The sequence below is a fragment of the Loktanella sp. R86503 genome (assembly GCF_042466455.1).
Classification (GTDB): domain Bacteria; phylum Pseudomonadota; class Alphaproteobacteria; order Rhodobacterales; family Rhodobacteraceae; genus Loktanella.
In genome coordinates this window covers 1-26,181 of the sequence record NZ_JAXHCI010000005.1, presented here as the reverse complement: position 1 = coordinate 26,181, position 26,181 = coordinate 1, and the positions used below count along the sequence as shown (strand labels likewise).

Annotated in this window: 19 protein-coding genes; 9 read left to right on the top strand and 10 right to left on the bottom strand. The window is 61.6% G+C overall.

The window, feature by feature from the left end:
• Window positions 1–293: 293 nt before the first annotated feature.
• Window positions 294–1,061, top strand: coding sequence for a DUF2793 domain-containing protein (locus tag SJY10_RS16555; protein WP_386684980.1), 768 nt, complete (start codon window positions 294–296; stop codon window positions 1,059–1,061).
• Between the two features lie 73 nt (window positions 1,062–1,134).
• On the opposite strand, the gene SJY10_RS16550 is transcribed toward SJY10_RS16555, so the two are convergent.
• Window positions 1,135–2,127, bottom strand: coding sequence for a replication initiator protein A (locus SJY10_RS16550; RefSeq protein ID WP_386684978.1), 993 nt, complete (start codon window positions 2,125–2,127; stop codon window positions 1,135–1,137).
• Between the two features lie 446 nt (window positions 2,128–2,573).
• Between SJY10_RS16550 and SJY10_RS16545 the strand changes: the two genes are divergently transcribed.
• Window positions 2,574–3,983 carry an AAA family ATPase gene (locus SJY10_RS16545; RefSeq protein WP_386684976.1) on the top strand — a complete coding sequence of 470 codons (1,410 nt, stop codon included), beginning with the start codon at window positions 2,574–2,576 and terminating at the stop codon, window positions 3,981–3,983.
• A gap of 159 nt (window positions 3,984–4,142) precedes the next feature.
• Window positions 4,143–5,189, top strand: coding sequence for a ParB/RepB/Spo0J family partition protein (locus SJY10_RS16540; RefSeq protein ID WP_386684974.1), 1,047 nt, complete (start codon window positions 4,143–4,145; stop codon window positions 5,187–5,189).
• Window positions 5,190–5,428: 239 nt separating this feature from the next.
• Here SJY10_RS16540 and SJY10_RS16535 read toward each other — a convergent pair whose 3' ends face one another.
• Genes SJY10_RS16535 through SJY10_RS16520 form a run of 4 tightly spaced genes read right to left on the bottom strand, consistent with a single transcriptional unit; the run spans window position 5,429 to window position 9,617 of the window.
• Window positions 5,429–6,097 (bottom strand): ABC transporter ATP-binding protein, encoded by a 669-nt coding sequence (locus SJY10_RS16535; protein WP_386684972.1) that lies wholly within the window; start codon window positions 6,095–6,097, stop codon window positions 5,429–5,431.
• 11 nt (window positions 6,098–6,108) lie between these two features.
• On the bottom strand, window positions 6,109–7,449 hold the full coding sequence (locus SJY10_RS16530) for a sugar transporter (RefSeq protein WP_386684970.1): 1,341 nt from the start codon (window positions 7,447–7,449) through the stop codon (window positions 6,109–6,111).
• A 27-nt stretch (window positions 7,450–7,476) separates the two neighbouring features.
• Window positions 7,477–8,472 (bottom strand): glycosyltransferase, encoded by a 996-nt coding sequence (locus SJY10_RS16525; protein WP_386684968.1) that lies wholly within the window; start codon window positions 8,470–8,472, stop codon window positions 7,477–7,479.
• Window positions 8,469–9,617: a UDP-galactopyranose mutase gene (locus SJY10_RS16520; RefSeq protein WP_386684966.1), complete on the bottom strand. Its 1,149-nt coding sequence runs from the start codon at window positions 9,615–9,617 to the stop codon at window positions 8,469–8,471. The genes SJY10_RS16525 and SJY10_RS16520 overlap by 4 nt, the downstream gene beginning before the upstream one ends.
• A 188-nt stretch (window positions 9,618–9,805) precedes the next feature.
• Here SJY10_RS16520 and SJY10_RS16515 point away from each other — a divergent pair, with 188 nt between their 5' ends.
• From SJY10_RS16515 to SJY10_RS16500, 4 genes are all read left to right on the top strand, one after another.
• Complete coding sequence (locus tag SJY10_RS16515) at window positions 9,806–10,939, top strand: polysaccharide biosynthesis/export family protein (RefSeq protein ID WP_386684964.1); 1,134 nt, start codon at window positions 9,806–9,808, stop codon at window positions 10,937–10,939.
• Window positions 10,940–11,173: 234 nt separating this feature from the next.
• The gene (locus tag SJY10_RS16510) at window positions 11,174–12,697 is read left to right on the top strand and encodes a CAP domain-containing protein (protein ID WP_386684962.1); all 1,524 of its coding nucleotides are present in this window, start codon (window positions 11,174–11,176) and stop codon (window positions 12,695–12,697) included.
• 49 nt (window positions 12,698–12,746) lie between these two features.
• A complete protein-coding gene (locus SJY10_RS16505; RefSeq protein WP_386684960.1) occupies window positions 12,747–13,541 on the top strand; it encodes an NAD-dependent epimerase/dehydratase family protein in 795 nt (264 codons plus the stop codon).
• Window positions 13,538–14,155 (top strand): sugar transferase, encoded by a 618-nt coding sequence (locus SJY10_RS16500; RefSeq protein ID WP_386684958.1) that lies wholly within the window; start codon window positions 13,538–13,540, stop codon window positions 14,153–14,155. Before SJY10_RS16505 ends, SJY10_RS16500 begins: the two co-directional genes overlap by 4 nt.
• Before the next feature lie 3 nt (window positions 14,156–14,158).
• On the opposite strand, the gene SJY10_RS16495 is transcribed toward SJY10_RS16500, so the two are convergent.
• Window positions 14,159–17,659, bottom strand: coding sequence for a calcium-binding protein (locus SJY10_RS16495; RefSeq protein ID WP_386684956.1), 3,501 nt, complete (start codon window positions 17,657–17,659; stop codon window positions 14,159–14,161).
• Window positions 17,660–17,919: 260 nt separating this feature from the next.
• Between SJY10_RS16495 and SJY10_RS16490 the strand changes: the two genes are divergently transcribed.
• Both SJY10_RS16490 and SJY10_RS16485 read left to right on the top strand, forming a co-directional pair.
• Window positions 17,920–19,800 carry a polysaccharide biosynthesis protein gene (locus SJY10_RS16490; protein ID WP_386684955.1) on the top strand — a complete coding sequence of 627 codons (1,881 nt, stop codon included), beginning with the start codon at window positions 17,920–17,922 and terminating at the stop codon, window positions 19,798–19,800.
• A gap of 22 nt (window positions 19,801–19,822) precedes the next feature.
• A complete protein-coding gene (locus SJY10_RS16485) occupies window positions 19,823–21,184 on the top strand; it encodes a phosphomannomutase (protein ID WP_386684953.1) in 1,362 nt (453 codons plus the stop codon).
• A 3-nt stretch (window positions 21,185–21,187) separates the two neighbouring features.
• On the opposite strand, the gene SJY10_RS16480 is transcribed toward SJY10_RS16485, so the two are convergent.
• The 4 genes from SJY10_RS16480 to SJY10_RS16465 all read right to left on the bottom strand — a co-directional run.
• Window positions 21,188–22,834, bottom strand: coding sequence for a hypothetical protein (locus tag SJY10_RS16480; RefSeq protein WP_386684951.1), 1,647 nt, complete (start codon window positions 22,832–22,834; stop codon window positions 21,188–21,190).
• The gene (locus SJY10_RS16475; RefSeq protein WP_386684949.1) at window positions 22,831–23,892 is read right to left on the bottom strand and encodes a glycosyltransferase family 2 protein; all 1,062 of its coding nucleotides are present in this window, start codon (window positions 23,890–23,892) and stop codon (window positions 22,831–22,833) included. The genes SJY10_RS16480 and SJY10_RS16475 overlap by 4 nt, the downstream gene beginning before the upstream one ends.
• The gene (locus SJY10_RS16470) at window positions 23,889–24,431 is read right to left on the bottom strand and encodes a hypothetical protein (RefSeq protein WP_386684947.1); all 543 of its coding nucleotides are present in this window, start codon (window positions 24,429–24,431) and stop codon (window positions 23,889–23,891) included. The genes SJY10_RS16475 and SJY10_RS16470 overlap by 4 nt, the downstream gene beginning before the upstream one ends.
• A gap of 24 nt (window positions 24,432–24,455) precedes the next feature.
• Window positions 24,456–26,181, bottom strand: a 1,726-nt coding sequence (locus SJY10_RS16465) for a glycosyl transferase (RefSeq protein WP_386684945.1), incomplete at its 5' end; no start/stop codon positions are given.

The following is a 26,181-nucleotide window of genomic DNA, read 5'->3' as shown; positions in this document are numbered from 1 at the left end:
TTAATGCGTTGCAAGCAGTGCCCTAATTCAGGCCCGCCCTGTTGCACCGTTCTTTGTCGGAAAATCGGTGATCTGGCAACTACGTTGGCTCCGTCGCGGCTATTACGCGGTAAATACGGGGTATTTTCCCGGAATCTGCGGATGCTTACGCAAGCCTTCGCCAGATTGATCAACCCACGCTTCCCCCGCAACCTGTTGCGCCGCGCCGCCCCTGCCCGGCCGCACCCGGCAAGGTTCATTCACCACAGCGCGACAAAAGTCCTGCATCCCCGTCCAGTTGCAGGAGCCAGCCCATGACAACCTATACTCCCCGCCTTGATCTGCCCTTCATCGAAGCCGCACAGGCGCAAAAACACGTCACCCACAATGAGGCGCTAGAGCGTCTCGACATCATGGTGCAGCTGCGGGTGCAGCAGTTCGAAGCAACCGTCCCCGCCGCCAGTCCGGTCAACGGCCAATCCTGGGCGCTTGGCGCCACGCCTACCGGCGTCTGGGCCGGACATGGCGGGCAGATCGCCAGCTATGTCGGCGACGGTTGGTATTTCATTACGCCCGGTCCCGGCTGGCGCGCCTGGGGTCTGGCCGAGGGCGCGCTGAAGGTCTGGAGCGGTGCCGCATGGAATCCTGTCGGACTAGATACCAACGATCTGAACAACCTGCCCGGTGTCGGTATCGGTGCCGCGTCTGATCCGGCAAACCGTCTGACGGTCTCTGCCCCTGCGACGTTGCTGAACCACGCGGGCGGCGGGCATCAGGTAAAGGTGAACAAGGCCAGCGCCGGGGATACGGCGAGCCTGCTGTATCAGACCGGCTTTTCCGGCCGGGCCGAGATGGGGCTGGCGGGGAATGATGATTTCTCAATCAAGGTCAGTGCCACTGGCGGAACCTGGCGTACGGCACTGACGGCAATGGCTGCGACGGGGGGTGTGCAGTTGCATCACTTCGCCCAGTTGGTGCCGGGCACGGCACCCGCCGCGCCGGTGCGCGGAACGGTCTATTATGACGATGCAGGCAATGTGCTGCGCTGCTTTGACGGGGCGGTGTGGCGGGACTTGTTCTAAGCGGCGGGCCAAGAGGGGGCGCTGCCCCCCGGCTACGCCGTCCCCCGGAGTATTTCTGGCCAGATGATGCGGATCAGCGCGTCACACGCCCCTTGAGCCAGCCCAAGAAAGCCGCGTCGGCGCTGCGCAGCGCCGGGCGGCCGGAGGTGGCCCAGAAGCTGCGCCATTCGGATTCCAGCGCATAGACATCCCAGCCCGGTGCCGCCGTGCGGGCGGCGTCCAGTGTTTCGGGCTTCAGCGGGGCGAGGCCGGCTTGATCAGCGCTCATGCCCTTGCGGGTGATGCAGATGATGTCGCCGGCTTCTTCTTCCAGTGCGTAATCGGGTAGGCCGTTGGCAACGATCATTTTACGGATCGCAGCACGGAACACCCGCAGGGGCGCGTCCGATCCGGCCTTGTCGTGCAGGGTCGCCACCGATGCGCGCCAGGTCCGCTGCTGGCCACAGTGCTTGCGCGCGATTTCGTAGATGCGCCGCTCCAGCGGTTTGCGCAGGGTGAAGTAGTCGCGTGACAGGGTCAGCACGGATTTGGATTGCACAGCGCGGAACAGCCATTCGGACAGGGTTACACTGACGCTGACCATGCGCCCGCCGCGGGATTTGCGCACAATCTCCCAGGCCTCGATCAGGCCGAAGCCGGAGGTGGTTTCCTGATCGCCCGTGGTGATGTTGGTGGTGATGCGGGTGCCCGCCAGCCGCTCGAAGGCTTCGCACAGGCGCGCATAGCTGTCGCCCCCCGTATCGCGCCGCGTGGCGATCAGCAGATCATGCGCTGTCAGCGTCAGCTTGCGCGCGATGCTGCGGCCTGCGTTCAGCGCCGCCATCAGCTGGCTGATGCAATAGATCAGGATATCCTTGTCATGGATCGTGGCGCGGCCGCGCACGGAAGGTGTCACCGTGATGGTGGTATCGCCGCGGGCATACTGGCGGATCGTCCGGTCGGGCCGGGTCGAGAGCGAGAACATCGGATGCTCCATCCCGCCCATATCCGTCTTTGGGGCAGCATCGAAAATATCGCATACGAAAAAATCCGCAGGTCCCCCCTGCCCGTGTGCTAAAGCTGTCATGCCGCGTGCCTGCCTTTTGCGCCCCGGTTATTGTGGGGCTTTACTGCTCTTCCGGACGTTGCCGGAATCACCCGAAGTATCTTCGTGGTTTCAGTGACACCCTAGAGTTATCCACAACCGTCTGTAAACCGTATGTGATCGGGGTATCAGAGTCGCTGGGTCGGGGTTTCAGAGTCGCCGCTTCGGGGTATCAGAGTCGCAACGTCGTTTCAGATGCACATTTCCCCGCATAGATTCAGGGCTTTGCACAAAAGGCAGAACACCGTAACTATCACCTAACGGATATTAACACCGTAATTTTTTTAGTCCTGCTCCCCAGCAAGCGGCTGCGTGCAACAAAACCCCATGATTTGCTAAGAAAATGCAGTACATGTGCAACCTTTTGTTTCATGTGCGGCGTTTTATGGTATCTTGCTTAAAAGGCCGCACATAAGGGCGAAATGGCAATGAGCAGCAGCACGACACTCCCCCCCTATTTCCGCATCAACCCCGATCAGGCGATGGGGGATCTGGATGATCCTGTCACCACCGGCGGCTTTGCCGCCATCGCGGGCGCTGCACGCGCCGGGCGTGATGATCTGGCGGGGCGCGGATTGGCAGAGGATGGCAAGCGGCATCTGCGCCTTTTCTCAACCTGGGAAATCACCCGCTATCTGATCCCCGTGGCGCAGGCCCATTTCCGCCGCGTGCTCAAGCAGCATCCCGACTGGCCGCAGGGGCGGAGCGAGACAGAGGCCGGCGCCAAGTGGTTCACTCTGGACGAGGTCCTGACGCTGCGCGCCCACTTCGGCAAGGAGGGGTCCAAGGCGAAGGAATACCAGCCCTACCGTCCCAAGGGGCTGCCGGCGAAAATGGTCGCTGTCGCCAACTTCAAGGGCGGCGTTGGCAAGACATCGACCGCGGCGCATCTTGCGATGTCGGCGGCGCTGGACGGCTACCGCGTCTTGGTGATCGATCTGGACAGCCAGGCCTCGATGACCTCGGTCTTTGGCGGTAGCGTCGCGGATGAATGGCAGACGGTCTTTCCCCTGCTGGCCCGTCACTATGCGAAACACCTGCAGTCGGATAACCAGCGGCGGATGGACCGGGGCGACAATCCGATCGCACTGGACGAGACGCTGACAGAGGCGCTGGACGTCACGGCCCAAAGCCTGATCCAGAAAACCCACTGGCCCAATATCGACCTGATCGGCGCCCAGCTGAATCTGTATTGGGCGGAATTTCAGGTTCCCGTCTGGCGCATGCAAGGGCGCGGCTGGAAGCTGTGGGACGCGCTGACCGATACGCTGGAGGCGGACGGCGTGCTGGACGACTATGACGTCGTCTTTATCGATACCCCCCCTGCCCTTGGCTACCTGACCATCAACGGGCTTGCCGCAGCCGATATCCTGCTGGTGCCTGTCGGTGCCTCGTTCCTTGAATTCGACTCGACGGGCCGTTTCTTTGACATGCTCCACACCACCTTTCAGTCGATCGAGGATGGAGAGAACCTTGCCGCCCGTGCCCTTGGCCGGCCAGAGATGGCGTTCCAGTGGGACGCGGTCCGCGCCGTCGTCACGCGCTATGACGGCAACCAGCAGGCGGAACTGGCGGGGCTGATGCAGGCCTATCTGGGCAAAACGCTGTCGCCGCACCGTCAGGACTTCACTGCGCTGATTGGTCAGGCGGGCGAACAGGTGCAGGGCATCTATGAGGCCGACTACCGCGACTTCAACCGCGAAACCTATGCTCGGGGCCGAGAGACGTTCGACGCAACCTATGCCGCTTTCAAAACCCTGCTGCTGGGGGCCTGGCGCAAGGACGAACTTGCCATGCAGGCGGCGGAAAAAGTGGCCGCCGCCCCGGCGGCCAGCTGATGGCTATTTTACATAATATGTATCGCATGCGAAACATTTACTTTTTGAAATGTATTTTCGCGCCCCTTTTTCAGGTCCACGCATGGGCCACCGCACGGCACGGTCACGGGGTCTTAACCGCCCCGCACCACCCTGCCCTTTTTGCGAAAGGATCACACCGTGGCCAAACGTAAACGCCTGACACCGACCATGGGACTGACGGGCACCTTGCCTCATCCCGCTGCGGCCCCCGAAGTCAAAAGCACTGCGACCCTAACCCGGGGGCTAGGGTCGCCTCGACCACCGATCGCTGATGTGGCCCATGATGCCGCCAGCACCAATGCGCTGGCAGAGGTGGTGCAAACCCTGACCGATGCCCGCAACGAAGGGCGCCTGATCCAGCGGTTGCCGCTGCACCTGATCGATGCGGAACACCTTGTTCGGGACCGGATCGCCGCCGACGCAGAAGAAATGGACGTGCTAAAAGACAGTATCCGCCAGCGCGGCCAGCAAACCGCGATCGAGGTCGTGGCGCTGGAGGATGGCCGCTATGGCCTGATCTCTGGCTGGCGCCGCCTTGGTGCGCTGCGGGATTTGCTGTCAGAGACGAAAGAGCCCGCGTTCGAGACTGTTCTAGCCTTGATCCGCAATCCCGCCGATGCCGCTGAATCCTATGTCGCCATGGTCGAGGAAAACGAGATCCGTGTCGGGCTGTCCTATTACGAACGCGCCCGCATCGTGGCCCGGTCCGTTGATCGCGGCGTGTTCCGCAGTGACCGCGTCGCGCTGGCCCAACTGTTCGCCGCCGTGTCCCGGTCCAAACGGTCCAAGATTGGCCAGTTCGTCACCCTTGTGCGGCAGCTGGATCAGGGTCTGAAACACCCGACCGACATTACCGAACGCAGCGGCCTTGCGCTGGTTCAGGCACTAGAGGCGGACGAAGGCCTTGCGCACAGATTGATAAACGCCCTGAACGCGGCCCCCAAACGCAGTGCAGAAGAAGAAGGCGCAATCATCACCCGCACCCTGTCGCGCAGCGAAACACCCGCCTCTCCCATGATCACAGGAGAGCGACCGCGCAAGCATTCAGAGCCTGAAAGCCTGTGCGAGGGTCTGGTTCTGCGGATCGAAAAGGACGGTGCCTATCGCCTGACCGGCCCCGCACTGGAAAACAGGTTCTTTGTCAGCCGCATGGTGAAGGCGCTGCGGGATCTGGATAAGGTTTGAATACATAAGGCTCTAAACCACGGTTTAGAGCCTGCACCACAAGCAAAAGCGCGCGGCAGGTGATCCTGCCGCGCGCTTTTGTTTGTGCAAAAATGCCTTTAATTAGAGCCTGAATAAGCGTCCCCTGCCCTGCGCTATTTTACATAATATGTATCGCATGCGAAACATTTACTTTTTGAAATGTATTTTTTTGGGGGTGGTGGATTAGCCTGGGCGATGGCTTCCCGCAGCGAAAGGATTTAATCCTCTTCGCCGGTGCCCATGTTGCGATGGTGTGCATCGATCGCTTCTTCGATGTCTTCGTAATAGGTCAGATAGCCGCCTTCTAGGACTGCCCCCGCGCTGCACATCTGGCGCACCTGGGTCATGGAATGGCTGACCATGACGGCTCCTGCTCGCTCCATCCGGTTTTGAAAAACCATCCGGCTCTTGCGACGAAAGTTTGCATCGCCAACAGAAGTGACTTCGTCCACAAGATAGGTATCGAACGGAATACCGATGGACACGCCAAAGGCCAAACGCGAACGCATGCCTGACGAATAATGGCGCACCGGCTCGTTAAGATGGTGACCCAGTTCGGCAAAGTCAGCGACGAAATCAAGCAAGTCTTCGGTATCAACGCCGTAGATGCGTGCAATGAAACGGACGTTCTGAGCCCCCGTCATGTCACGGTGAAAGCTGCCAGCGAACCCCACGGGCCAAGACACGGTTCCGGTAATTCTGATCTGGCCGCTGTCCGGTTTGGTGCTGCCGCCAATCATGTTCATCATAGTGGATTTTCCGGCACCATTCCGGCCGAGTAATCCAACAACGGCACCGGTGGGGAAAACCATGTTGATGCCGCGAGCGGTGTATTTGACATTTGTCCCGGCGCGAAACGACTTGGTAACGTTAATCAGCTCGATCATCGTAGCAGACCTTAGCGGCGTTCACGCAGGGCGTAGAAGATCAGGCTGCCGATAATCCAAATCAGCAGGCTGAACAGGGCCACGCCTGCAATCATCATTTCGCGCCGTGGGTATTCCGCCTTTTGCGCCAGCGTCGGGGTGATATAGGCCGCCAGATAGCGACTTTGACGGCTCGCCTCTGCTTTGGCTGTATCGAAGGCAGACAGGGCGCTGACATAGGCCCGCTCTGCAAATTCCCGGTCAACGGCAATGCGTTCATACTCGGACACTGTGTTGGCGTAGCTGGTGCCAGACTCGCCGGGAATGCCGACGCCGAATTTGCGACGTTCCTCTGCGATGCGGGATTCAATCACAGCCAAACGTTTTTGTGCCTGTTCCAACCGCGGATCGTTACCGCGCGCGCTGTCACTCAATAGGTCAAGTTCGATCAAGGCTTCGGTCTGCTGACCTTGCAGGCTTGCCAGAACACCCATCTGACTTTGAATATCGGCCTGAACGTCGACGATCTGGTTCTCTAGGCGAAACTGCGTGACAGCCTCTCGGGCACGCTTGAGCCGTTCGAGAGCGGTATCAAGATCTTCTTGTGCGTAGCGCGTACTGTCGACGCGTGCGATGTCGGACAACTCGTTAATCGTTCGGCTGCTTTCGGAAAAAATACTTTCGGCGATGGCACGGGCATCCGCCGGAGCAAATGCCAGCACATTCACCTGCATCAGATGCGAAGTCGTCTCATAGTCAACGCGGACCATGCGGCTCCAGTATTTTGTCAAATCTTCAATGGTGCCACTTGGATCGAATGCAAAGACGGGGTCGCTGTCATGGTACTGGCTAAACATTGTACGCAGGTCGAGCCGTTCGTCGATGCGGCGTACGATGTCTGGGCTGTGCATGAATTTATACAGAATATCCGAGTCCGTGCCGGTCGCGCCGCCAGAAGCACCGGCCAGACCGCCGGCAATACCGCCAAGCAGGTCAGCGGCGCTGGAAGAGATATCTTCGCTGCGCACAGTAAAGGCCATGGTCGAGCCGTATTGATCAGCAGCTTTTGTGTAAAGATATCCCGCAGCGAGACCGACAGGGGCCATCACGCAAATTACAAAGCTGGCGATCAGGCCATAATGCCGTGTGCGCATATGGGCAGGGTTCGCAACAGGACGTACCGTACCTTCGCCAGCCTTTGCCAGTGCCGCGTTTGCCTCGTCCAGCTGCAGCTGGATGCGCCGCGTCTCGAACCGTGCTTCTTGCGCGGCTTTCCTGGCGAATTCCAACTGTCGCTCTGTCAGACTGCGGCCCTGCGCGGTGTCGGCGTCCGGGGTGTCGGCATCGGTTGGGGTCGCTGCGTCTTGTGACATATTCAGTCCTGTCGAGGTTGCCGCAATCTACTGTTTTGCAGGGGCCGGGGCCAGCCCTTGCGCCAGATCGTGAACCGCTGCCTTGCGGCCGCGGCGGCGCAGTAGCCCGTCGATCAGGCCCATGCGCATCATTTTGTAGTAAAGCCGGCGTTCGGTGCCGTTACACTTTTGCCCGCGGCGCCACCAGATCATGGTGTAATAGGCTAGGGCGAGGGGAAAGATCAGCGGACCGGCGGCTTGGCGGGCGATACTGACGCCGTTGCGGCAGTGGTAGAAAATCTTCCAGATCGGGCGGTAGACAAAGCCGTCACCCATGGTGCCGCAGTCGTGGGTGAAGCGGATCATCGGGGCAAAGGCCATGGCGAACCCGGCGCGGCGCAGGCGCAGGGAATACAGGACATCGTCGCCATAGATGAAAAGGCCGCCTTCGGGCAGGCCGGATTTTTCCCACGCGCGGCGGTGGACGAAATAGCCGACAAAGGATGCCACATCGATCGGGATCGCCGGGGCGTCTGGGGCGAATTGGCCGTCATTGAGGTGAAAGCCGGAACGAGTGCCTTTGACAAGGGTTCTGGCAAACAGGCTAAGGTTCCAGAACGGATTGCGCGAGGGGCGGTTCATTTCGCACAGGGTGCCATTGGGATAAAAAACCGCGGCAACGACAATGCCGAGGTTCGGAAAATTCGCCGCGAGCTTGGGTGTTTCGCTGCGAAACCTTGCCAGCGCGCCGGGCTGGGGGCGGGCGTCGTCGTCCATCAGGACGACCCAGTCAGGGTCTAATGTGGATTTTGCGTAATCCATCCCCGCCTCGAACCCGCCGGCGCCGCCGGTATTGGTATCAAGGGACACGATGCGCACCCGGTCACTGGCCTGCGCGGCAAGCCATGTGCCGGTGTCATCGGTGCTGGCGTTATCGACGACAACGATGTGATCCACGTCTTCGGCCAGCAGGGCAGGCAGGGTGATCTGCAACTGGTGCAGGCGGTTGAAGGTGACAACTATGGCGCACAGCGTCTGGGTCATAGGGGGGCCTTGGAAAAGCGCGGGGCAGGGGTGCCGTTTGCGCGGGCGGCAAGGAAGGTGTCAGCCAGATCCAGCGCCTCGCGGATCGTCACATCCATATCAAGGTAGCGATAGGTGCCGAGGCGGCCGACAAAGGTGACGTTGGGCGCGGTTTGCGCAAGGGTGACGTAATCGGCAAGCAGTGATTTTTCGGTCGCAAGACGGATCGGGTAATAGGGAATGTCATCGGGGCCGCAGGCGCGGGGAAATTCGCGGTAAAGCACTGATTTTTCGTGACTTTCCCAAGGCGCAAAGTGCTTGTGTTCGCTGATGCGCGTATGGGTGACATCTGCGTCTGGATGGTTCATCACCGCACAGCCCTGCCAGTCGCCATCCGCGCGGAAAAGTTCGAAATCCAGCGTACGATAGCCAAGGCGGCCAAGCTTGTAGTCAAAGAAACCATCCAGCGGGCCGGACCAGAAGACATGATCCCACTCGTCCGCCTCTGCGGGGTCGAAAACAGTCTCTAATTTAACGGTGATGCCAGGGTGATCGAGGATTTTCGCGACCAGCGCGGTATAGCCGTCGCGCGGCATACCTTGGTGGCGGTGAAAGAAGTAGTTGTCGTCGTAGTTGAACCGCAGCGGCAGGCGTTTCAGGATCGACGCGGGCAGATTGGCGGGCGCGGTGCCCCACTGCTTTTCCGTATAGCCCTTGAAGAAGGCGACGTAGAGGTCGGGGCCGACAAAGGCGAGGGCCTGATCCTCAAACGTTTGCGGATCGGGGATATCGGCGGTCTGCGCCGTGACGAAATCGCGGGCTTCATCCGGGCGCATGGCGGTGCCAAAGAACTGGTTGATCGTGTGCAGGTTCACGGGCAGGGAATAGACCTTACCTGCGACGGTGGTTTTAACCTGGTTCTTATACGGCATGAAGGTCGCAAAGCGCTGCACATAGTCCCACACGCCGTCATCGTCAGTGTGAAAGATATGCGGCCCGTAGGTGTGGACCATGACGCCGGTATCCGCATCGCGGGCGGTGTGGCAATTGCCCGCCACATGGGGCCGGGCGTCAACAACGGTGACATCATAGCCTGCCTGCGCACATTGCCGCGCCAGAACGGCCCCGGACAGCCCTGCGCCTACCATCATCAGCCTAGCCTTCATGGCGCGTATCCTTCTTGCGGTGTTGCGGGTGACTTAACGGATATTGTCTTTGGGGGCAAAGGGCCGCTGGTATACAGATGAAAGCTGGAACAGCTAAGTGTTGTCACTTGCGCCAAGGGGGGCACAAAGGGTATGCGAAACACAGTCATGGTAACGCTTACGATGATGCAAATCCCGGGGGGGCTTTGATGCAGTTTACGTTTCGCCATATTGCGATGATAGGGTTATGCCTTGCCCTGTCTGCCTGCAACGCACCGCGCGGAGCAGGGTTTCGCAGCGAAGTACTGGCGGCGCGTAATCCCGCTAATGAAGCTGTGGCGGATTTCGCAGTGTTTTCTGTCACGCGCAACAGTCTGCCCCTGATCAGTGGCTGGCCGACATTCGGGGCCGAAACCTATAGCTGGATCAAACATGTTGATCAGCCTGCCAGCATGATCATTAGTCCCGGCGATACACTGCAGATCAGCATCTGGGATGCAGAGGAAAACTCTTTGCTGACCAGTCCGGGGCAGCGTGTGGCCCAGTTGCAGAATGTTCAGGTCGGTACGGACGGACGCATCTTTTTGCCTTTTGTCGGCGACATGAAAGTTTCGGGTATGTCCCCTGCCACCGCAAGAGAGCGGATTCAGGACATGTTGCTGAATACAGTGCCATCTGCACAGGTGCAGGTGAATGTAGAGCCGGGCCGCGGGAATACCGCTACACTGGTGTCGGGCGTGAACAGCCCGGGCATGTTCCCGCTGTCGGATCGCAATATCAGCCTGTTGTCATTGATCGGCCAAGGCGGCGGTGTCTTGGAAACGGTCGAAAACCCCCAGGTTCGCCTGTTCCGAGGGTCCAAGGCCTATGGCATCGGGCTCGACCGTCTGTTCAAGGATCCTATGCTTGATACGGTTGTGCAGGGCGGCGACCGTATCGTAATTGCCGAAGACGAGCGCTATTTCCTGAGTTTGGGGGCAGCGGCGACAGAAGCCTTGCATCCCTTTACCAAAGCCGAGGTAACAGCGCTGGATGCGATGTCCATCGTTGGCGGTTTGGCTGAAGCGCGGGCAAATCCGCAGGCTATTCTGGTTCTGCGCGAATATCCGGCTGGTGCTGTGCGCCCGGTTGCACAGGTTGGTGCCACACCGCGTGCTGATGGGCCGCCACAGGATCGCATTGTCTTTACGATTGATCTGACCAATGCGGATGGTCTTTTCAGCGCAGGCAAATTTCAGATCCAGTCCGGTGATTTGGTCTATGTGACCGAAAGCCCGTTGGGAACGGCAAATTCTGTGATCAGTATATTCAGCAATCTGCTACTGGCGCGCGCGCGTATCTGAACTGCGGGTTTCATTGTATCGTATTTCGCGCCTGTCTGACGGCAGGCGCGGATTGTTGCGATATTGGCAACGTTGCATCTTTTAAATAACCGCCAATTGCCACTTTATGGGCCGTCGTGCGCCACTACGATGACCTATTTCCAGCCTTTTGTTGTCGATAACTTTTATTCCCTGCCGATCCCGGAATGACACGGGGGTGGCCTGACGGGTCTGTTGTCGACGAAAGAGGCTGCCATGACGCTTACTGCGGGTGAACAATACCTTTTAGAACTGATTAACCGGGCACGTCTGGATCCTGCTGCAGAGGCAGAACGCTACGGAATTGATTTGAACGAAGGGTTGGATGCCGAAACGATCGGGACAGAGGCTTTGCAGGTGCTGGCCCCCAGCGCATCACTAGAAGCTGCAGCGTCGGAACACAGCAATTGGATGCTGGAAGAAAACCAGTTCTCTCATGCTGGCGATGGAGGATCGAACGCGGGCGCGCGGATACAGAACAATGGCTACAACCTGACTGGCAGTTGGAGCTGGCGCGAAAACCTAGCTTGGGTGGGGACAACTGGCACGATTGATCTCGCTGACGCAATTGAACAACACCATAAAGGTTTATTCCTAAGCGAAAGCCACCGGGTGAATACCTTTGCCAGCCAGGTCCAAGAGGTGGGCTTGGCACAGGAAACGGGGCAATTCACCTATAATGGCACGACCTATAATTCATCCATGCTTACCGAGAACTTTGCCAGCAGCGGCAACACGGTTTTCATTACAGGCGTGGTTTATACCGACACGGACAAGGATAATTTCTATTCTATCGGCGAGGGGCAAAGCGGTGTCTGGGTCCGTGCGGACGGCGTCAAGGAAACCTCTGCCGCGGCCGGGGGCTACGGGGTTGGGGTTACCGAACAGGACGAAGTCCGTGTGGTTGTCGGCACTGGAAACACCCGATTGGCCGTGTTGGACATGGATACCAGCACTGGCAACGTAAAGCTTGATATTGTGACGCAATCAGATGGTTCGCAATCCTTGGAAGTGTCCGGCTCGACTAAGGTTGTGTCGGGTATTACGGATGTGACCTTGTTGGGGTCTGGCGATCTTGATCTGCGCGGCAGCAACCGAAGCGACACGCTGACAGGCAACATCGGCGAGAACCTGATTGAAGGCAAAGGCGGCGAAGACACCATTTATGGCGGTGACGGCGATGATATAGTCGATGGCGGCTATAACAACGATCTGATCTACGGCGGCGATGGTGACGATGTGGTCATCGGCTATAGCGGTTATGACAAAATCTATGGCGGTGCGGGCGATGATGTGATGCAGGGCGGCGTTGGCAGCGACAAGGTTTGGGGCGACGCTGGCGATGATCTGGTACTGGGGCAAGGCGGTAGCGACTGGCTGTATGGCGGCGATGGGGATGACCGGATGCTGGGCGGTGACGGTAGCGACCGGCTTTTTGGCGGTGCGGGCAGCGATCTGATTGACGGCGGCAACGGCAATGACGTGATGACCGGTGATGCGGGCCGCGACCGGTTCGTGTTCTCTGGCGCGCAGGATGAGATTACGGATTTTACAAATAACGTCGACACGATCTATCTGCGCGCTGATGTGATCGGGGATGATATGAGCGTGGCAGATGTACTGGATGCCGGGTATATCGTGGACGGGGATGCGGTGTTCAACTTTGGTGGCGGGCATGTCCTGACCATCGACAACATCAGTGACCTCAGCATTCTGGCCAACGACATGGTTATCATTTAACCAACTCCCGCAGCCCCGCACCTTTGGCGGGCGTTGGCAGAGGAGTGGTATGTCCCTATCTGACACGCATACGGGCCCCCTGATCATGGGGGCCTCTGGCCGTTTGGGGCGTACTTTGGCGCGGGTCTGGGATGGGTCTGCGCCGGTCTGGCAGACGCGCGGCGGGGCGGGGGGCACGCTGGCCTGGGATATTTTGAATGCGCCTGCGCCTGAATTGCCTGACATCGGCGGTATCGTGGTGCTGGCGGGGGTGACGGCGGGCAGCGCGGCAGAGCTGGCCTTGAATACGGATCTGGCGCTGGCGGGCGCAGAGCTTGGCGCGCGGCTAGGGGTGCCTGTGCTGGTCGCCTCGACTCAGGCCGTCTATGGCCCCCAGCCGGGGCTGCTGCGCGAAGATGCGCCCCTGATGCCGGCCAGCGACTATGGCCGTGCCAAACGCGCGATGGAGGCGGCGGTGGCCGCGCCCCATGTTACCTGTTTGCGGATCGGCAATGTCGCGGGCTGCGATGCGCTGGCGGCGGGAATTGCGCGGGGCGGCGTGGTGCTGGACCGCTTTGCAGACGGGCAGGGGCCGCGGCGGGCGATGCTGGGGCCGCGCGATCTGTGTCATGTCATTCAAGGTTTGCTTGCGGCGCCTGCGCGGCCGCCGGTGCTGAACGTCGCGCGGCCGGGGTTGGTGGCGATGGCTGATGTGCTGATGGCTGCGGGGGTGGCGTTTGACTGGCGGGATGCACCGCCAAATGCCTTGCCGGAACTTGGGCTGGATGTGGGTCTATTGCAGGGGATTTGCCCGCTGCCTGCCGCTGATGCGGCAGATATGGCTGCGCAGGGGGGGCTGAAATGAGTTTTGGCAAGCGGTTGCTGGATTTGGTGTTGTCGATCCTGCTGGGGCTGATGCTGCTGCCGGTTCTGCTGGTTCTGCTGGCCGTGCTGGCGATCAGCGAAGGACGGCCATTGTTCTATGTCTCGGAACGGATGCGCAGCCCGACCCGTGCCTTTGGCCTGATCAAGCTGCGCACCATGCCGATCGGTGCGGACAAGGTCGGCGGCGTCACCGGCGGCGACAAGCAGCGCAAGATGAGCCGGATGCACCGTTTGCTGCGCCGCAGCCGCGCCGATGAAATTCCCCAGCTGTGGAACGTGATCCGGGGCGATATGAGCCTTGTCGGCCCGCGCCCGCCCCTGCGCCGCTATGTAGAAGATTACCCGCAGGTCTATGGTCCCGTGCTGCAAAGCCGTCCGGGGATTACTGGCTTGGCGAGCCTAGTGTTTCACGGTCATGAGGAACGCCTGCTGGCCGCCTGCAGCACAGCCGAAGAGACCGATGCGGTGTACCGCCGCCGCTGCATTCCCGCCAAGGCGCGGCTGGATCTGATCTATGCCCGCAAGCGCAGCCTGTGCTGGGATCTGGCGCTGATCGGGCGCACGGCGGCAAAGCCGTTCCAGCGTGGGAAATAGGGTCTAAATATAGTCGATCTGGGCGGCGAGGGCGGTCCAGTCGGTAACGCCGTGCAGGGTCAGGCTATGGCCGCCGTCAAAGCTGAGGATCGTGTCGCTGCCGTTGGTTTGCCCATGCAAAAAAAGCACATCCCCCGGCACCAATGGCGCGTTGCCCCAAAGCATCGTCTCAAGGCTGAGACGGTCCACATCTGGGTCAAAATCCATGATCCGATCAATGTCGCCATCAAAGATAAAGGTATCGGCACCAGTTCCGCCGGTCAGAGTATTGCTACCAGCACCGCCGTTTATCACGTCATCGCCCGCCCCGCCGAATACCTTGTCCGCCCCGTTACCGCCATACAGCCGATCATTGCCACTGCCGCCTTCGATCCAGTCGTTATCATTGCCGCCATCAAGGAAATCATTGTCAGCTCCGCCATACAGGCGATCATTGCCACTGCCGGCGTAGATCAGATCATTGCCGCTACTGCCATCAAGCCGGTCGTTGCCGCTGGCACCGTCCATGCTGTCATCACCATTGCCGCCATAAAAAAAATCGATCCCGCTGCCGCCGAACAGATCGTCGTTGCCGTCGTTTCCATCGAGCCGGTCATTGCCGTTGCTGCCAACAAGGTTATCGTTGCCGTCTTCGCCAATCATCCAGTCGTTGCCCGCCCCGCCCAGCAGGGTATCGCGGTCATTGCCGCCCTTGAGTACGTCGTTGCCGTTGCCGCCCGTAATCTGATCGAGGCCATCGCCGCCATAGAACCAGTCATTACCATTGTCGCCGCTCATGGCGTCGTTGCCTGCGCCGCCGACCAGCAGATCATTGCCCGCCCCGCCGTAAAGCGTGTCGTTGTCGCCGCCCCCGTAAAGCCGGTCGTTATCATTGCCGCCAAAAAGGCGGTCTACTCCCTCTCCGCCATAAAGGCGATCAGTACCGCCATCGCCGGACAGACGGTCCGCGCCGTCATGGCCCAGCAGCCAGTCAAAGCCGTTGCCGCCATAGACCGTGTCGCCGTCATTGTTGCCATAAAGCCGGTCGTTGTCGTCTCCGCCCAGCATCAGGTCGCGTCCGTCGCCGCCATACAAGATGTCAGAGCCGCTATCGCCATAAAGCCGATCGTCATCGGTGCCGCCGACCACTAGGTCATGGCCCGCGCCCCCATAGAGCCGGTCGTTGCCCGATCCGCCATACACCCGGTCATTGTCGTTCACGCCGACCAGCGTGTCATTGCCGTCCCCGCCATAAAGCCGGTCCATGCCGTCGCCACCATGCAGGCTGTCGTCATCGTTCTGGCCGGATAGGATGTCGTTACCCTCTCCGCCATAGAGCCTGTCGCGGCCGTTATGGCCCATCAGCAGGTCATGGCTGCCGCCGCCTTGCAGCATGTCGCTGCCAGTGCCGCCGTAAAGGCGATCCGCGCTCGCGCCGCCGACAAGCAAGTCATCGCCGGCGTCCCCCATCAGAGTGCTGCGATGCCTGCCTGCGTAAAGCCGGTCGTTGCCATAGCCGCCGCTTAGCAGATCGAAACCAGCGCCGCCCCAGATCATGTCATCACCGTTGCCACCATAAAGGCGATCATTGCCGCTATCGCCGTTCAGTGCATCCTGCTCGTTACCGCCATAAAGCGCATCATCGCCGTTGCCGCCTTTGAGCAGATCATCACCGCTAGCGGCGACAAGAGTATCATTGCCGTCGCCGCCATACATGCGGTCGGACCCGGCGTAGGCACTGATCACATCGTTACCGCTCCTGCCCGACAGGCTGTCATTGTCGTTGTTTCCTTTAATCGTGTCAGACCGGGTACTGCCGGTTCGTACGACGCCGTTGGTCGCCCCAAGGCGGTGCGACACAAAACGGATGCCGCCGATCAGCGTGCTGCCTGCGACGGGGGCCTCGGCACCGCTGCCAGGGCTGATGCTGACCGTGCCTGCGCCGGTCAGACCTGTTGTGTCAGTCTCTGATCCGGGCAGGTTCGGGCCGGGCATGACCAGACCGGGATAGCCGGGGCGGATCACGACGGGGATACGGGCACCGCCCATCAGGTCTTCGGTGGGGATGGTGCGGTGGTCGATGGGTTGGCCGTTGGCGGAATTGACGACCAAAAGCTCTTCGCCATAGGAAATGGTGAAACCGGTGGCGGTGATCGACATGATCAGCTGATCGCGCGCGCGCAGGAAATCCCAGCCGGACAGATCGATGCGGTCGACCCCAAGTTCGAAATCCTGAATAACGTCGCGCTGGCCGTCGTTTGACAGGAAAAAGACATCCGCACCTGCGCCGCCCAGCATCACGTCCACTCCTGCGCCGTCGCGCAAGATGTCGTCGCCAGAACTGCCGACAAGGCGGTCATTGCCGCCCAGACCGGTCAGCACATCGCCGCCCGCAGTGCCCATCAGGGTACTGCCGGCGGCATGCGCGGTGATGACAGTCCCGCCCGGGCCGATGTCATAGCGCAGGCGTGTGATGCCGTCTTCTGATGCGGAGGTGACGAAGATATCAAGCACGTTGCCATTGCCGCGGGCGGTGATGGCGCTGACATTGTCGAGGGTCATATCGGCGGTGTCGGCGATGGTGGCGCGGGTCACAAGCTGGCCGTCGGGTAGCATTTGCAAGACTGTGATACCATCATCGCCGCCGCCGGCGATGACATAGACGGTGCCGTTGTGGGTCACGACCTCTAGCGCGGTGACACTGCCAAAGCGGGTGTCGCGGGTATCGAGCAGGTGATCGACGATGGTCAGCGATCCGTCCGCCTCTACCCGCAGGACCGACAGGCTGTCGGTGCCGGCGCTGGCCAGCACCAGAAAGCTGCGCCCGCCGGTCGTGCAGCTGACCAGGGCTGTGGGGTTGGAAACCCAGAGCCCGTCGGCATTGCCCATGTCATGGCGGGCCACCAGATTGCCATTGCCGGCGACGGACCAGACGCTGATGCCATTTTCTGTGGCAGAGGCGGTATAAAGATAGGTATTGCCGCCGATGCTGGCGGTGGCAGTGCCGCTGATATCGGCGGCATAGGTGCGGTTCAAATCCGGCACCAGGCGTTTGGACAGCACATGGCCGGCATCGTCCAGGGTGATCTGCGCCAGCCCGTCCTGACCGGTCAGCCCGCCATAGACGACAATATTGCCATTGCTGAGCGCGATGGTACTGGTGTGCTGCAAGGTGCCGTAGATGTTCATCGTATCTGGCAGATCGGTGCCGCCGGGCAGGGCACCGGTATTGGCCGGATCGCGCAGCACCAACCCGCCGGACAATCCGCCCCCTGTCAGCAGCTGCGTGCCGCCGTTCAAATCCAGCGCGGTGATCCAGCCGATGTCGCCGGGGCGCAGGCTGCCGCGGTGATCCTGCGTGTCGCGCAGGGACAGCCCGTTGCTGCTGATGGTCCAGCTTTCCAGCGCCCCGTCATAACGGGATGTGGCGTAAAGCTGGCCGTCCACGATCACCAGATCGCTAAGGTGAGAGACATCCGCCGCCTGCGCGCGGGCGGCGCTTGCCACGCGTGTCAATTCGCCCATGATCCGCCCTCTGTTATTCGCTGCGTCATGACCGCAGGCGTGCCGGGGCGGGGTGGTTGCGGGGCGGCGCAATCAGGGCAGGGGCGTGACGCTTGCCGCAGGTTTTAATCGGGTTTCAATCAAGTTGTGGCCATCTGCGCAGGCAAGGGGCGCGCGGCAGTCACACAATGGGCGCCAAAAGCCGCTCTTGGATGTGGCGGCGCTTGAAATTCAAGGCTATGGCGCGCAAAACGATGGGTGACGTAACCGCAGGAACAATAATGTACAGATGGGTCAGCTCTTTGTCGCGGCGCTACAAACGCGCGATGCTGCTGGGCATCGATGTGCTGCTGATTCCGGTCGCGCTGCTGGGGGCGATGCTGCTGCAGGGCAGCGCCGATCTGGTGGGCACGATCCTGGGGCACTGGCTGGCGCTGCCCTTGCTGATGGCGATTGGCGGGCTGCTGTCTAGCGTGCTGGGCCTGCCGCTGATCCAGCTGAAATCCTATGAAAGCCACGCGATCGCCCTGACCGGTGTGCATGCGGTACTGCTGGGGCTTAGTGCTGCGGTGCTGGATGATATGGCCCGCTTTGGCACGCCGCTGGCCAGCTTTATCAACTTTGCACTGGTGTATTTCCTGCTGGCCGTATCTGCCCGCATGGGGATGCTGCAGCTGCTGCTGGGGATCTACCGGCGCGGGCAGGACCAGTCCCGTGTGCTGATCTATGGTGCCGGGGCAACGGGGCGGCAGCTGGCTGCGGCCCTGCGCACGGACGAGACGGTGTTTCCCATCGCCTTTGTCGACGACAATACCAATACCCAAGGCACGATCATTCAGGGCCTGACCGTTTATGGTCCCATGGCGATCCCGGCGCTGGTCAAGACCCACGGGATCGACCGCGTTCTGCTGGCGATGCCATCGGCACCGCGCCCGCGTCAGGCGCAGCTGTCACGCAAGCTGGAGGATATGGGGGTCGAGGTGCAGGCCGTGCCATCCTTTGCCCAGCTGACCGGGCGCATGCCGCTGGTGGACCAGTTGCAGCCCGTGGTGCCCGGGCGGTTTCTGGGGCGCGAGGCGCTGGACGCGGCCTTGCCCGACAGCGGCACGACCTATGCGGGGCGGCGGATCCTGATCACCGGCGCGGGTGGGTCCATCGGGTCGGAACTGTGCCGCCAGTTGCTGGGGCGGGGCCCGGCAAAGCTTGTCCTGTTCGAAATCAGCGAACTGGCGCTTTATACCATCGACATGGAATTGCGCGCCTTGCTGCGCAAACAAAAGATCGAGATTATCCCTGTATTAGGGTCGATAACGGATGCGGCCCTGCTGGCCCGCGTGATGGCGCAGCACAAGATCCAGGTCGTGCTGCATGCGGCGGCCTACAAACATGTGCCGCTGGTGGAAAAGAACCCCATCGTGGGCATGTCCAACAATGTGCTGGGCACCCAGACGCTGGCAATGGCGGCGGATGCGGCGGGGGTGGAACGGTTTATCCTCATCTCCTCTGACAAGGCGGTGCGGCCGCAGAACATGATGGGCGCGTCCAAGCGCATGGCGGAACTGGTGGTGCAGGATCTGGCCAGCCGCAGCAAGGGGCGGACCGTGTTCACCATGGTGCGGTTCGGTAATGTCATGGGATCGTCAGGTTCGGTCATTCCGCTGTTCCAGGACCAGATCGCCAAGGGCGGCCCCGTGACCCTGACCCACCGCGAGGTCACGCGGTTCTTTATGACCATTCCAGAGGCGGCTAAGCTGGTGCTGGTGGCGGGGTCATTCGCGTCGGGCGGTGATGTTTTCGTGCTGGATATGGGCGATCCCATTCCGATCTATGATTTGGCGCGGCAGATGATCAGCGCCGCAGGTTACGCCGTGCGCGACGATGCCAACCCCGACGGCGATATCGAGATCAAGATCACCGGCCTGCGCCCCGGCGAAAAGATCCACGAAGAACTGCTGATCGGTGAAGGCCAGTTGACCACGCCGCATCCCAAGATTTTGCAAGCGAACGAGGCAGCCCTGAGTCAGATCGAGGTTGCAAGCGCGCTTAAATCTCTGCGCCGCGCGATCGAGGCGGCGGATGAGCCGGCCTTGCGCGCAGTTGTTGCCCGCTGGGTCGAAGGCGGCGCGCATTTCACGACGCAGGACGCGAAACCCAAAGCCTGATTACATTCCAAAGGAAATTTCGATGCCCCCCAAGTTTGGCACTTCTGGCCTGCGCGGCCTTGTGACGGAACTGACCGCTGATCTGGTCGCGGACCATGTGCGCGCGTTTATCGCTGCCTGCCCGGTGGGCACGGGGCTGTTCGTGGCGCGGGATCTGCGCCCGTCCTCGCCTGATATTGCGGATATGGTGATCGCGGCGGCGCGGGGCGAAGGGCTGGATGTCACCGATTGCGGCGACGTGCCGACACCGGCGCTGGCGCTGGCGTCGATGGGCGCGGGGGCGGCGGCGGTCATGGTGACCGGCAGCCACATTCCCGCCGATCGCAACGGGCTGAAATTCTATGTCCCCGGCGGAGAGATCGGCAAGGCGGACGAGGCGGCGATCCTGGCCAATCTGGGCCGGAAAAGCGCCGGTTTGTCTGGAACAGTGTCTAAAAACACCACTTCTGGCGCGGATTATGTCGCGCGCAATGTGGCGGCTTACGCAGGTACACTGCAGGGCAAGACCATTGGCGTTTACAGCCATTCCGCCGTGGGGCGCGATCTGCTGCTTGATATCGTGGCAGGGCTTGGGGCGACTGTCGTGGAACTGGGCCGCTCTGCTACCTTTATCCCTGTCGATACCGAAGCCGTCGATCCTGCAATCCGCACGCAGCTGAAGGTCTGGGCGCGCGAACATGGCCTTGATGCCATCGTGTCCACCGACGGGGACGGCGACCGCCCCCTGCTGACGGACGAGCATGGCGAGGTGATCGTCGGCGATATTCTGGGGCAGATCACCGGGGCTGCGCTGAAGGCCGATACCGCCGTGACTCCGGTGTCGTCGAATACGGGGGCAGAGGCGCTGTTCGGCCGCGTGGTGCGCACGCGCATCGGATCGCCCTTTGTCATCGCCGGCATGCAAGAGGCGGGCGGCCGCGTTGTCGGCTATGAGGCGAACGGCGGCTTCCTTTTGGGCTTTGCCGCGGATGCCCCCGCCGGCCCGCTGGCCCCGCTGATGACCCGCGATGCGGTGCTGCCCTTTGTGGCGCCGCTGGCGGCGGCGACGAATGGCCTTGCTGCGCTGGTCGCCAGCCAGCCGCCGCGCTTTACCGCTGCCGACCGGTTGCAGGATGTGCCCACGGAAAAGTCGCAGGCCTTGGTTGCGGCGTTTGACGCAGACCCCGCGAAACGGGCGGCGTTTCTGGCGCAGTTCGACGGGATCGAGGCCGGGGTGGACCGCACCGACGGGCTGCGTATGACACTGGAAGACGGCCGCATCGTGCATCTGCGCCCGTCAGGCAATGCGCCGGAATGCCGGTTCTATGCCGAAGCAAGCAGCATGGCGGCGGCGCAGGATACGCTTGCGCTGGGGCTGACGGGGCTGGCGGCGGCGCTGAAATAGGCTCTAGGCCGCACCACTTTCGGCAAGGCGCTGCAAGTCTGCGATCACGGCGCGCCCAAGGCGGGCGCGTTCAACCGCAATGGTGTCTTCGGTGAACAGGTCACGCAGCAGGGTCTGGGCCGCGGCGTAGGCGGCGCAGAAATCCGCGTCTTCGCTAGCGGGTAGGGCGCTTGCGGCCTGATCTGAGGTGAGGCCATGCAGGTTCACCCAAGACCCCGGCGGCAGGCCAAGGGTGTGTACGCTATGGGCGGGGCTGGCGTAATACAGCGGGCGGGCACCGACGGCGAAGGCGTCAAAGAACTTCTCTGACAGGTAGGCCGGTTGGTGGGTATTCTCGACCGCGGACAGGATGCGCGTGTGGTTGTCGAGCTGGCGCAGCTTATCGCCGTGCCAGTCGGTCAGATCAAACCGCGTGCCGCTGCCGGGCCAACCCGCACCCTGGCGTTGCACCTTGCCAGTTGCCGCCAAGGCCAGCCGCGTACGCCAGGAACACAGGCCGGTCATGTCGGCTTCGGGAATGGTCAGGTCATAAACCCCCGTCATGCGGTATTCGGCCATGAAAAAGGCATCGACCTGCCGCGCGGCGAACCGGGCCTGCCAATCGGCCAGGGACAGGGCGGCGTTACGGGCAAAAAGCCTTTGATAGGCTCTGATATAGCGCGGATCAGTCAGGACGAAGTAGGGGATCCGGTCGTAGGCAAAGATCGCGGAAGTGTGGTGGTTCAGCTGGTGGACGCTCCCCATGGGCAGCGCGATGACGTCATCGACGGGAGCGGGGGAATAAAGGCTGTCCCACAGCGGTTCTTCTGACAGCAGGACGGTTTTTGGGTGATCTGCGATAATGTCATGGGGGTGCCCATAGACGGTCAGGTCGGCATCCGCGTCCACCAGGGTCAGATGATTGGCCCAGAGCGGGGCCAGATGTGGATAGGCGAGGGGCGTACGCCGGGCATGCGGCCCGCGCAGCGCGATGCGCAGGGGGGCCGCGTTGATGCGGGGCGGCGCGGGGGGCGTCAGGCGGCGGCCAAAGGGGATTTGCTGGCTGTTCAATATCCGCCGCGCACCGGGGGCAGGATCGGTCAGCCAGTGGGGCAGGCTGCGTTGTAGCCAGTCTGAAGCGGTTGGATCTGCGTCTAGCAATGCGGTGACGGCACCTATCAAGGCGGGGCCGGGGCGGGGCGGTGTGGTGGCCCAGCGATCCGGGTGTTCGATTGCGCCATGGGCCCGCCGCAGAGCCCACAGGAACGCGATATCGCTGCGGGCGGTGCCCTCTGCGCGGCGCAGGGGCGTGGCGGGGAAAATCACCTGCGCCAAGATGGGATCAGGACCGCACAGCAGGCTCTGATCAAGGGTCCGGGGCAGGGGGCTGGTCAGGCGCGTGCGCCCTTCAAGGATCAGCACATGGGATGTGGTCACGACATCCAGCGCAAGGTTGGTGGCAATCCCGCCATCGCCGGGGGCGGCGGTGCCGGTGACGATGGGGGTGACGTTGACGCCAGCGGGCCAGTGGAACTGGCGCAGGCGGGTCAGGGCATCAGGCGCGCCGCTGTCATCGACAAGAATTACCTGATCGCCTGGCTGTGCCTGGGCTGCCACGTCCCGTGGCAACTGCGGGTCCGCACCGCGCAGCAGGCAGATAAAGGCAATCATGGGCGGCCTGTGATCTGTGTTTCTATCTGGGCCATTAGGGCGGGGTCAGCTGCTGCGATCTGGGGGTGCCAATCTGCGATCGTGTCCTGCAGCCAGTGGGTTAAGGCAACCTCGAATGCAGGCAGGTGGACCGGGTCTATTATACTACGGATCCAGTCTGACAATGTCAGCACAAAGCGGGTCAGGGCCACAGTCATATCGGCCGGCGGGCTTGCGGCGACGATGGGGGCCAAGGCCTCGAACACGCGCAGGCGTTCGGGGCCGGTGCGGTTGGTCAGGCGGTTCGCACCATCGGCGATCATGTGCCAGACGCAGGCACGGTCCGACGTCAGCAAACGCTGCGCGTGTAGGAACGTCAGCCAATGCAGGGTGATGTCCTGATGCACCGGGGTGTCGGCGCAGCGGATATCATGTTCGCGCAAAAAAGCTGTTCGATAGACCTTGTTCCACGGATAATTGGCGATCTGCGCCAGCTCGGGCCAGACGGCGCGGGGGGCCTCTTGCAGGGCACCGATGGCGACGCCGGCGGCGGACCAATGCGCCTCGTCCGCTGGGGGCTGTCCCCAGTGACCAGAGTTGGCGATATGGCTGTCGATATGCTTGTAAATACAAACGTCAAAGGCGGGCTGGCGTGCAAGGTCCGCCAGCAGCGGGGGCAGATCAGCGGTCGGCAGATCGTCGCTATCAAGGTAGATCAGATAAGGCGCTGTGACATGGGCTGTGCCGGTGGTGCGGGCGGCACCGGGGCCGCGGGGCGTATCGTGCCGGATCAGGGTTACATCCTTGCGGTCTGCGTCGATCACGACAGGCAGGTCAGAGCCGTCGTCTACCACGATGATCTGGGCAAATCCCATGGTGGCTACAGTTTCAATCAGGCGCGCAAGGCGAACGGCATCGTTATGAACTGGAATGACCAGCGCTGTGGGCAGAAGGGCGGCTGGGGCTGGTAGTTTTGCCTGTTTATGAGCACGGCGGATGGCGCGGACTTGAGCGCGCTGTTGTAGTTTGCGTACCGTGCGAATAACGCGGCGGGGAATATAGCGGCGCAGGCGGCTCATGCTGGCACCGTGAACAGGCGCATGGCATGCAATGCCAGATTGGCGGACCGATAGGGCGGCAACAGCAGCAGGAATTCGCGCCATGGGGCCTTGATTGGCAGATCCGGGGTGCGGTCCATCATTATCACCGCATGATGATCCGAGGTGGCGGCGTGGGACAGGATTTCGCGTTCGAAATAGCAATCCACATGGCCGTCATCGGTGCCGGAGCGCAGGCAGGCGCGGGTGACAAGCGCGGGGTCTGCGGCGCTGCGCAGCCACAGGCCAAGCCCTGCAATTTTGCCTAGATCAGGCAGATCAAGTGTCAGGCGCAGGGCGCACCACCGCCCCGGTGTTGTGACAGTACTGGTCAGGTCGATCAGCCGCCCTGCCGGACTGGACCACGACACTTCTGTGTGGGCTGCTGGATCGACGGACAGATGCAGGCCTGCCACGGGTAAGGCATCTGCCAGCGTGCCAGCAGCACCATTCAGCGCGGTCAGGGCGGTGAGCGGGGCGTTGAGTAAGGCAAGGTCTGGCTGGCTGGCGTAATGTGGCATAGCGGCGGTGATACGTCCTTTGCGTTAGTCTTGAAAGGCTCTGAACTGTGCTTGCCAAAAGGCAGGACGGGTCAGGTCGATGCAGCTTTGGCGATAGGCGCGGCGCAGGCGCGGCCAAGCAAGTCCGGTGCGCAAGATGAGCCAAAGGCCGCGCAGGCCAAGCGTAGCGGCCTGGCGTTTGTCGTGACGCACTGCGTAAGCCTTATCGCCATCCACAAAGACGGCGTGCCGCGCCCCGCAGGTCGCTTCAAGCCCGCCGCGATCCTGCAAAGGCACACAAACGCTTTGCCCAAGCCGGGTAAAGCCCGGAAGAAGGTGGCCGTTCAGTGTGAAGTACATCAACCGCCGCCAACCTGTGCTTTGGGCGGTGCTATGCAAAGGGGGCAGATCCGCAGGGCAGGGCCCCCACTGTTCGGTCTTGGTCAGGGCCGCGATCTTGGCCCGGCGATGGGCCATCGTCATGTTGGCGGTGAAATGCACGGGTCCCGTCAACACGTCCGCCCAAGCCATCAACTGGGCGGCCGCAGTGTCGTAATGCATGCGTGATATGCTGTGCAGCACTTGCCGCCACGCCAGTGCAAGGCAACCTAGCAGGCCAAGCGGGGCATCGGAACGGACCATGTTCACGACCAAAAGGTAGCGCATGTCGAGGTATAGGGTCTGAGGGCTGGCCTTGGCGGCGAAGTCATCCTGCAGGGACATCACACCGTTCAGGGTGGCGATGCGAAAGTCATTCGACAGGCCGAACCAGACATCATCGCCGCGCACAAAAAACGGATAGGGGTCATGGGTGACAGCGGCGAGGGGAAAGGCAAAATACCACCACGCGCCATAAGCACCGGAGGGCGGCGGTGCGGGGGTCGCCAGTTCCATCCGGGCGACGGCATCTGCATCACGCAGATCAACGCCAGAAAACTGCGAGCGGGGCAGTTGGTCAAAGACGGCACTGTTTTCCCACAGGTGCCAAGGGCGTGCGGTGCTGACCATGGCGCCCGCCAGTGCCGTTTTGGGGTCGGCCGCATGGCGCAAAAAGGCGGCAGTGCGGGTCAGGTTGGTCATTGGGCAGGCGGCGTCATCGTCCATAAACAGGACATGCGTAAAGGTGCCTGCGTCCCGCGCGGCGGCAAGGCCGCGGGCAAAGCCGCCTGCGCCGCCCAAGTTGCGATTGGGGATCAGGGTTAGACGCGGATGAGCCGGAAGCGTGACGCTTTGGCCATTGTCAATGATGAACAGGTGGGCACCGGTCAGCGTGCCGCCTTGCGCGGCATCCGCATCAAGAAAGGCGGTGATGCGGGCGCAGGTGGCGCGGACCGCGTCTTCGCGCTGAAAGGTCGTAATGACGATGGCCAAATCGACCGGATTGCCCAGTGGCGCGGCGGTGAAGGCGGCGTTTGTCAGGGTGGCATCGCTGCGGGCGGTTACGGACCAGCCCAGCAGACCAGTGCGCAGGTTTTCCGGCAGATCGATGCTGGTGCCTGTCGCGGTCAAGGTCACATCCGCCCGGATCAGGGTCTGGTCAGGGGTGTTTTGTGTGATGTGCCAAAGGTGTAGCGTCACATCGCCTTGGCCCGTCAGGTGTAATGCGAGGGCATCCAAGGGGCCATGTGCCGACCAATTGCCGATATTGAACAAGTTGGCATAGGTATCAAATGCGGCCTGCGCACCGGTTGGTAGCGTCAGGGTACCGTGGACCAGTGCTGCGCCTTTGGCCAAGCGCATAAAAACGCGGTCGTCATGGGGCAGTGCCGGA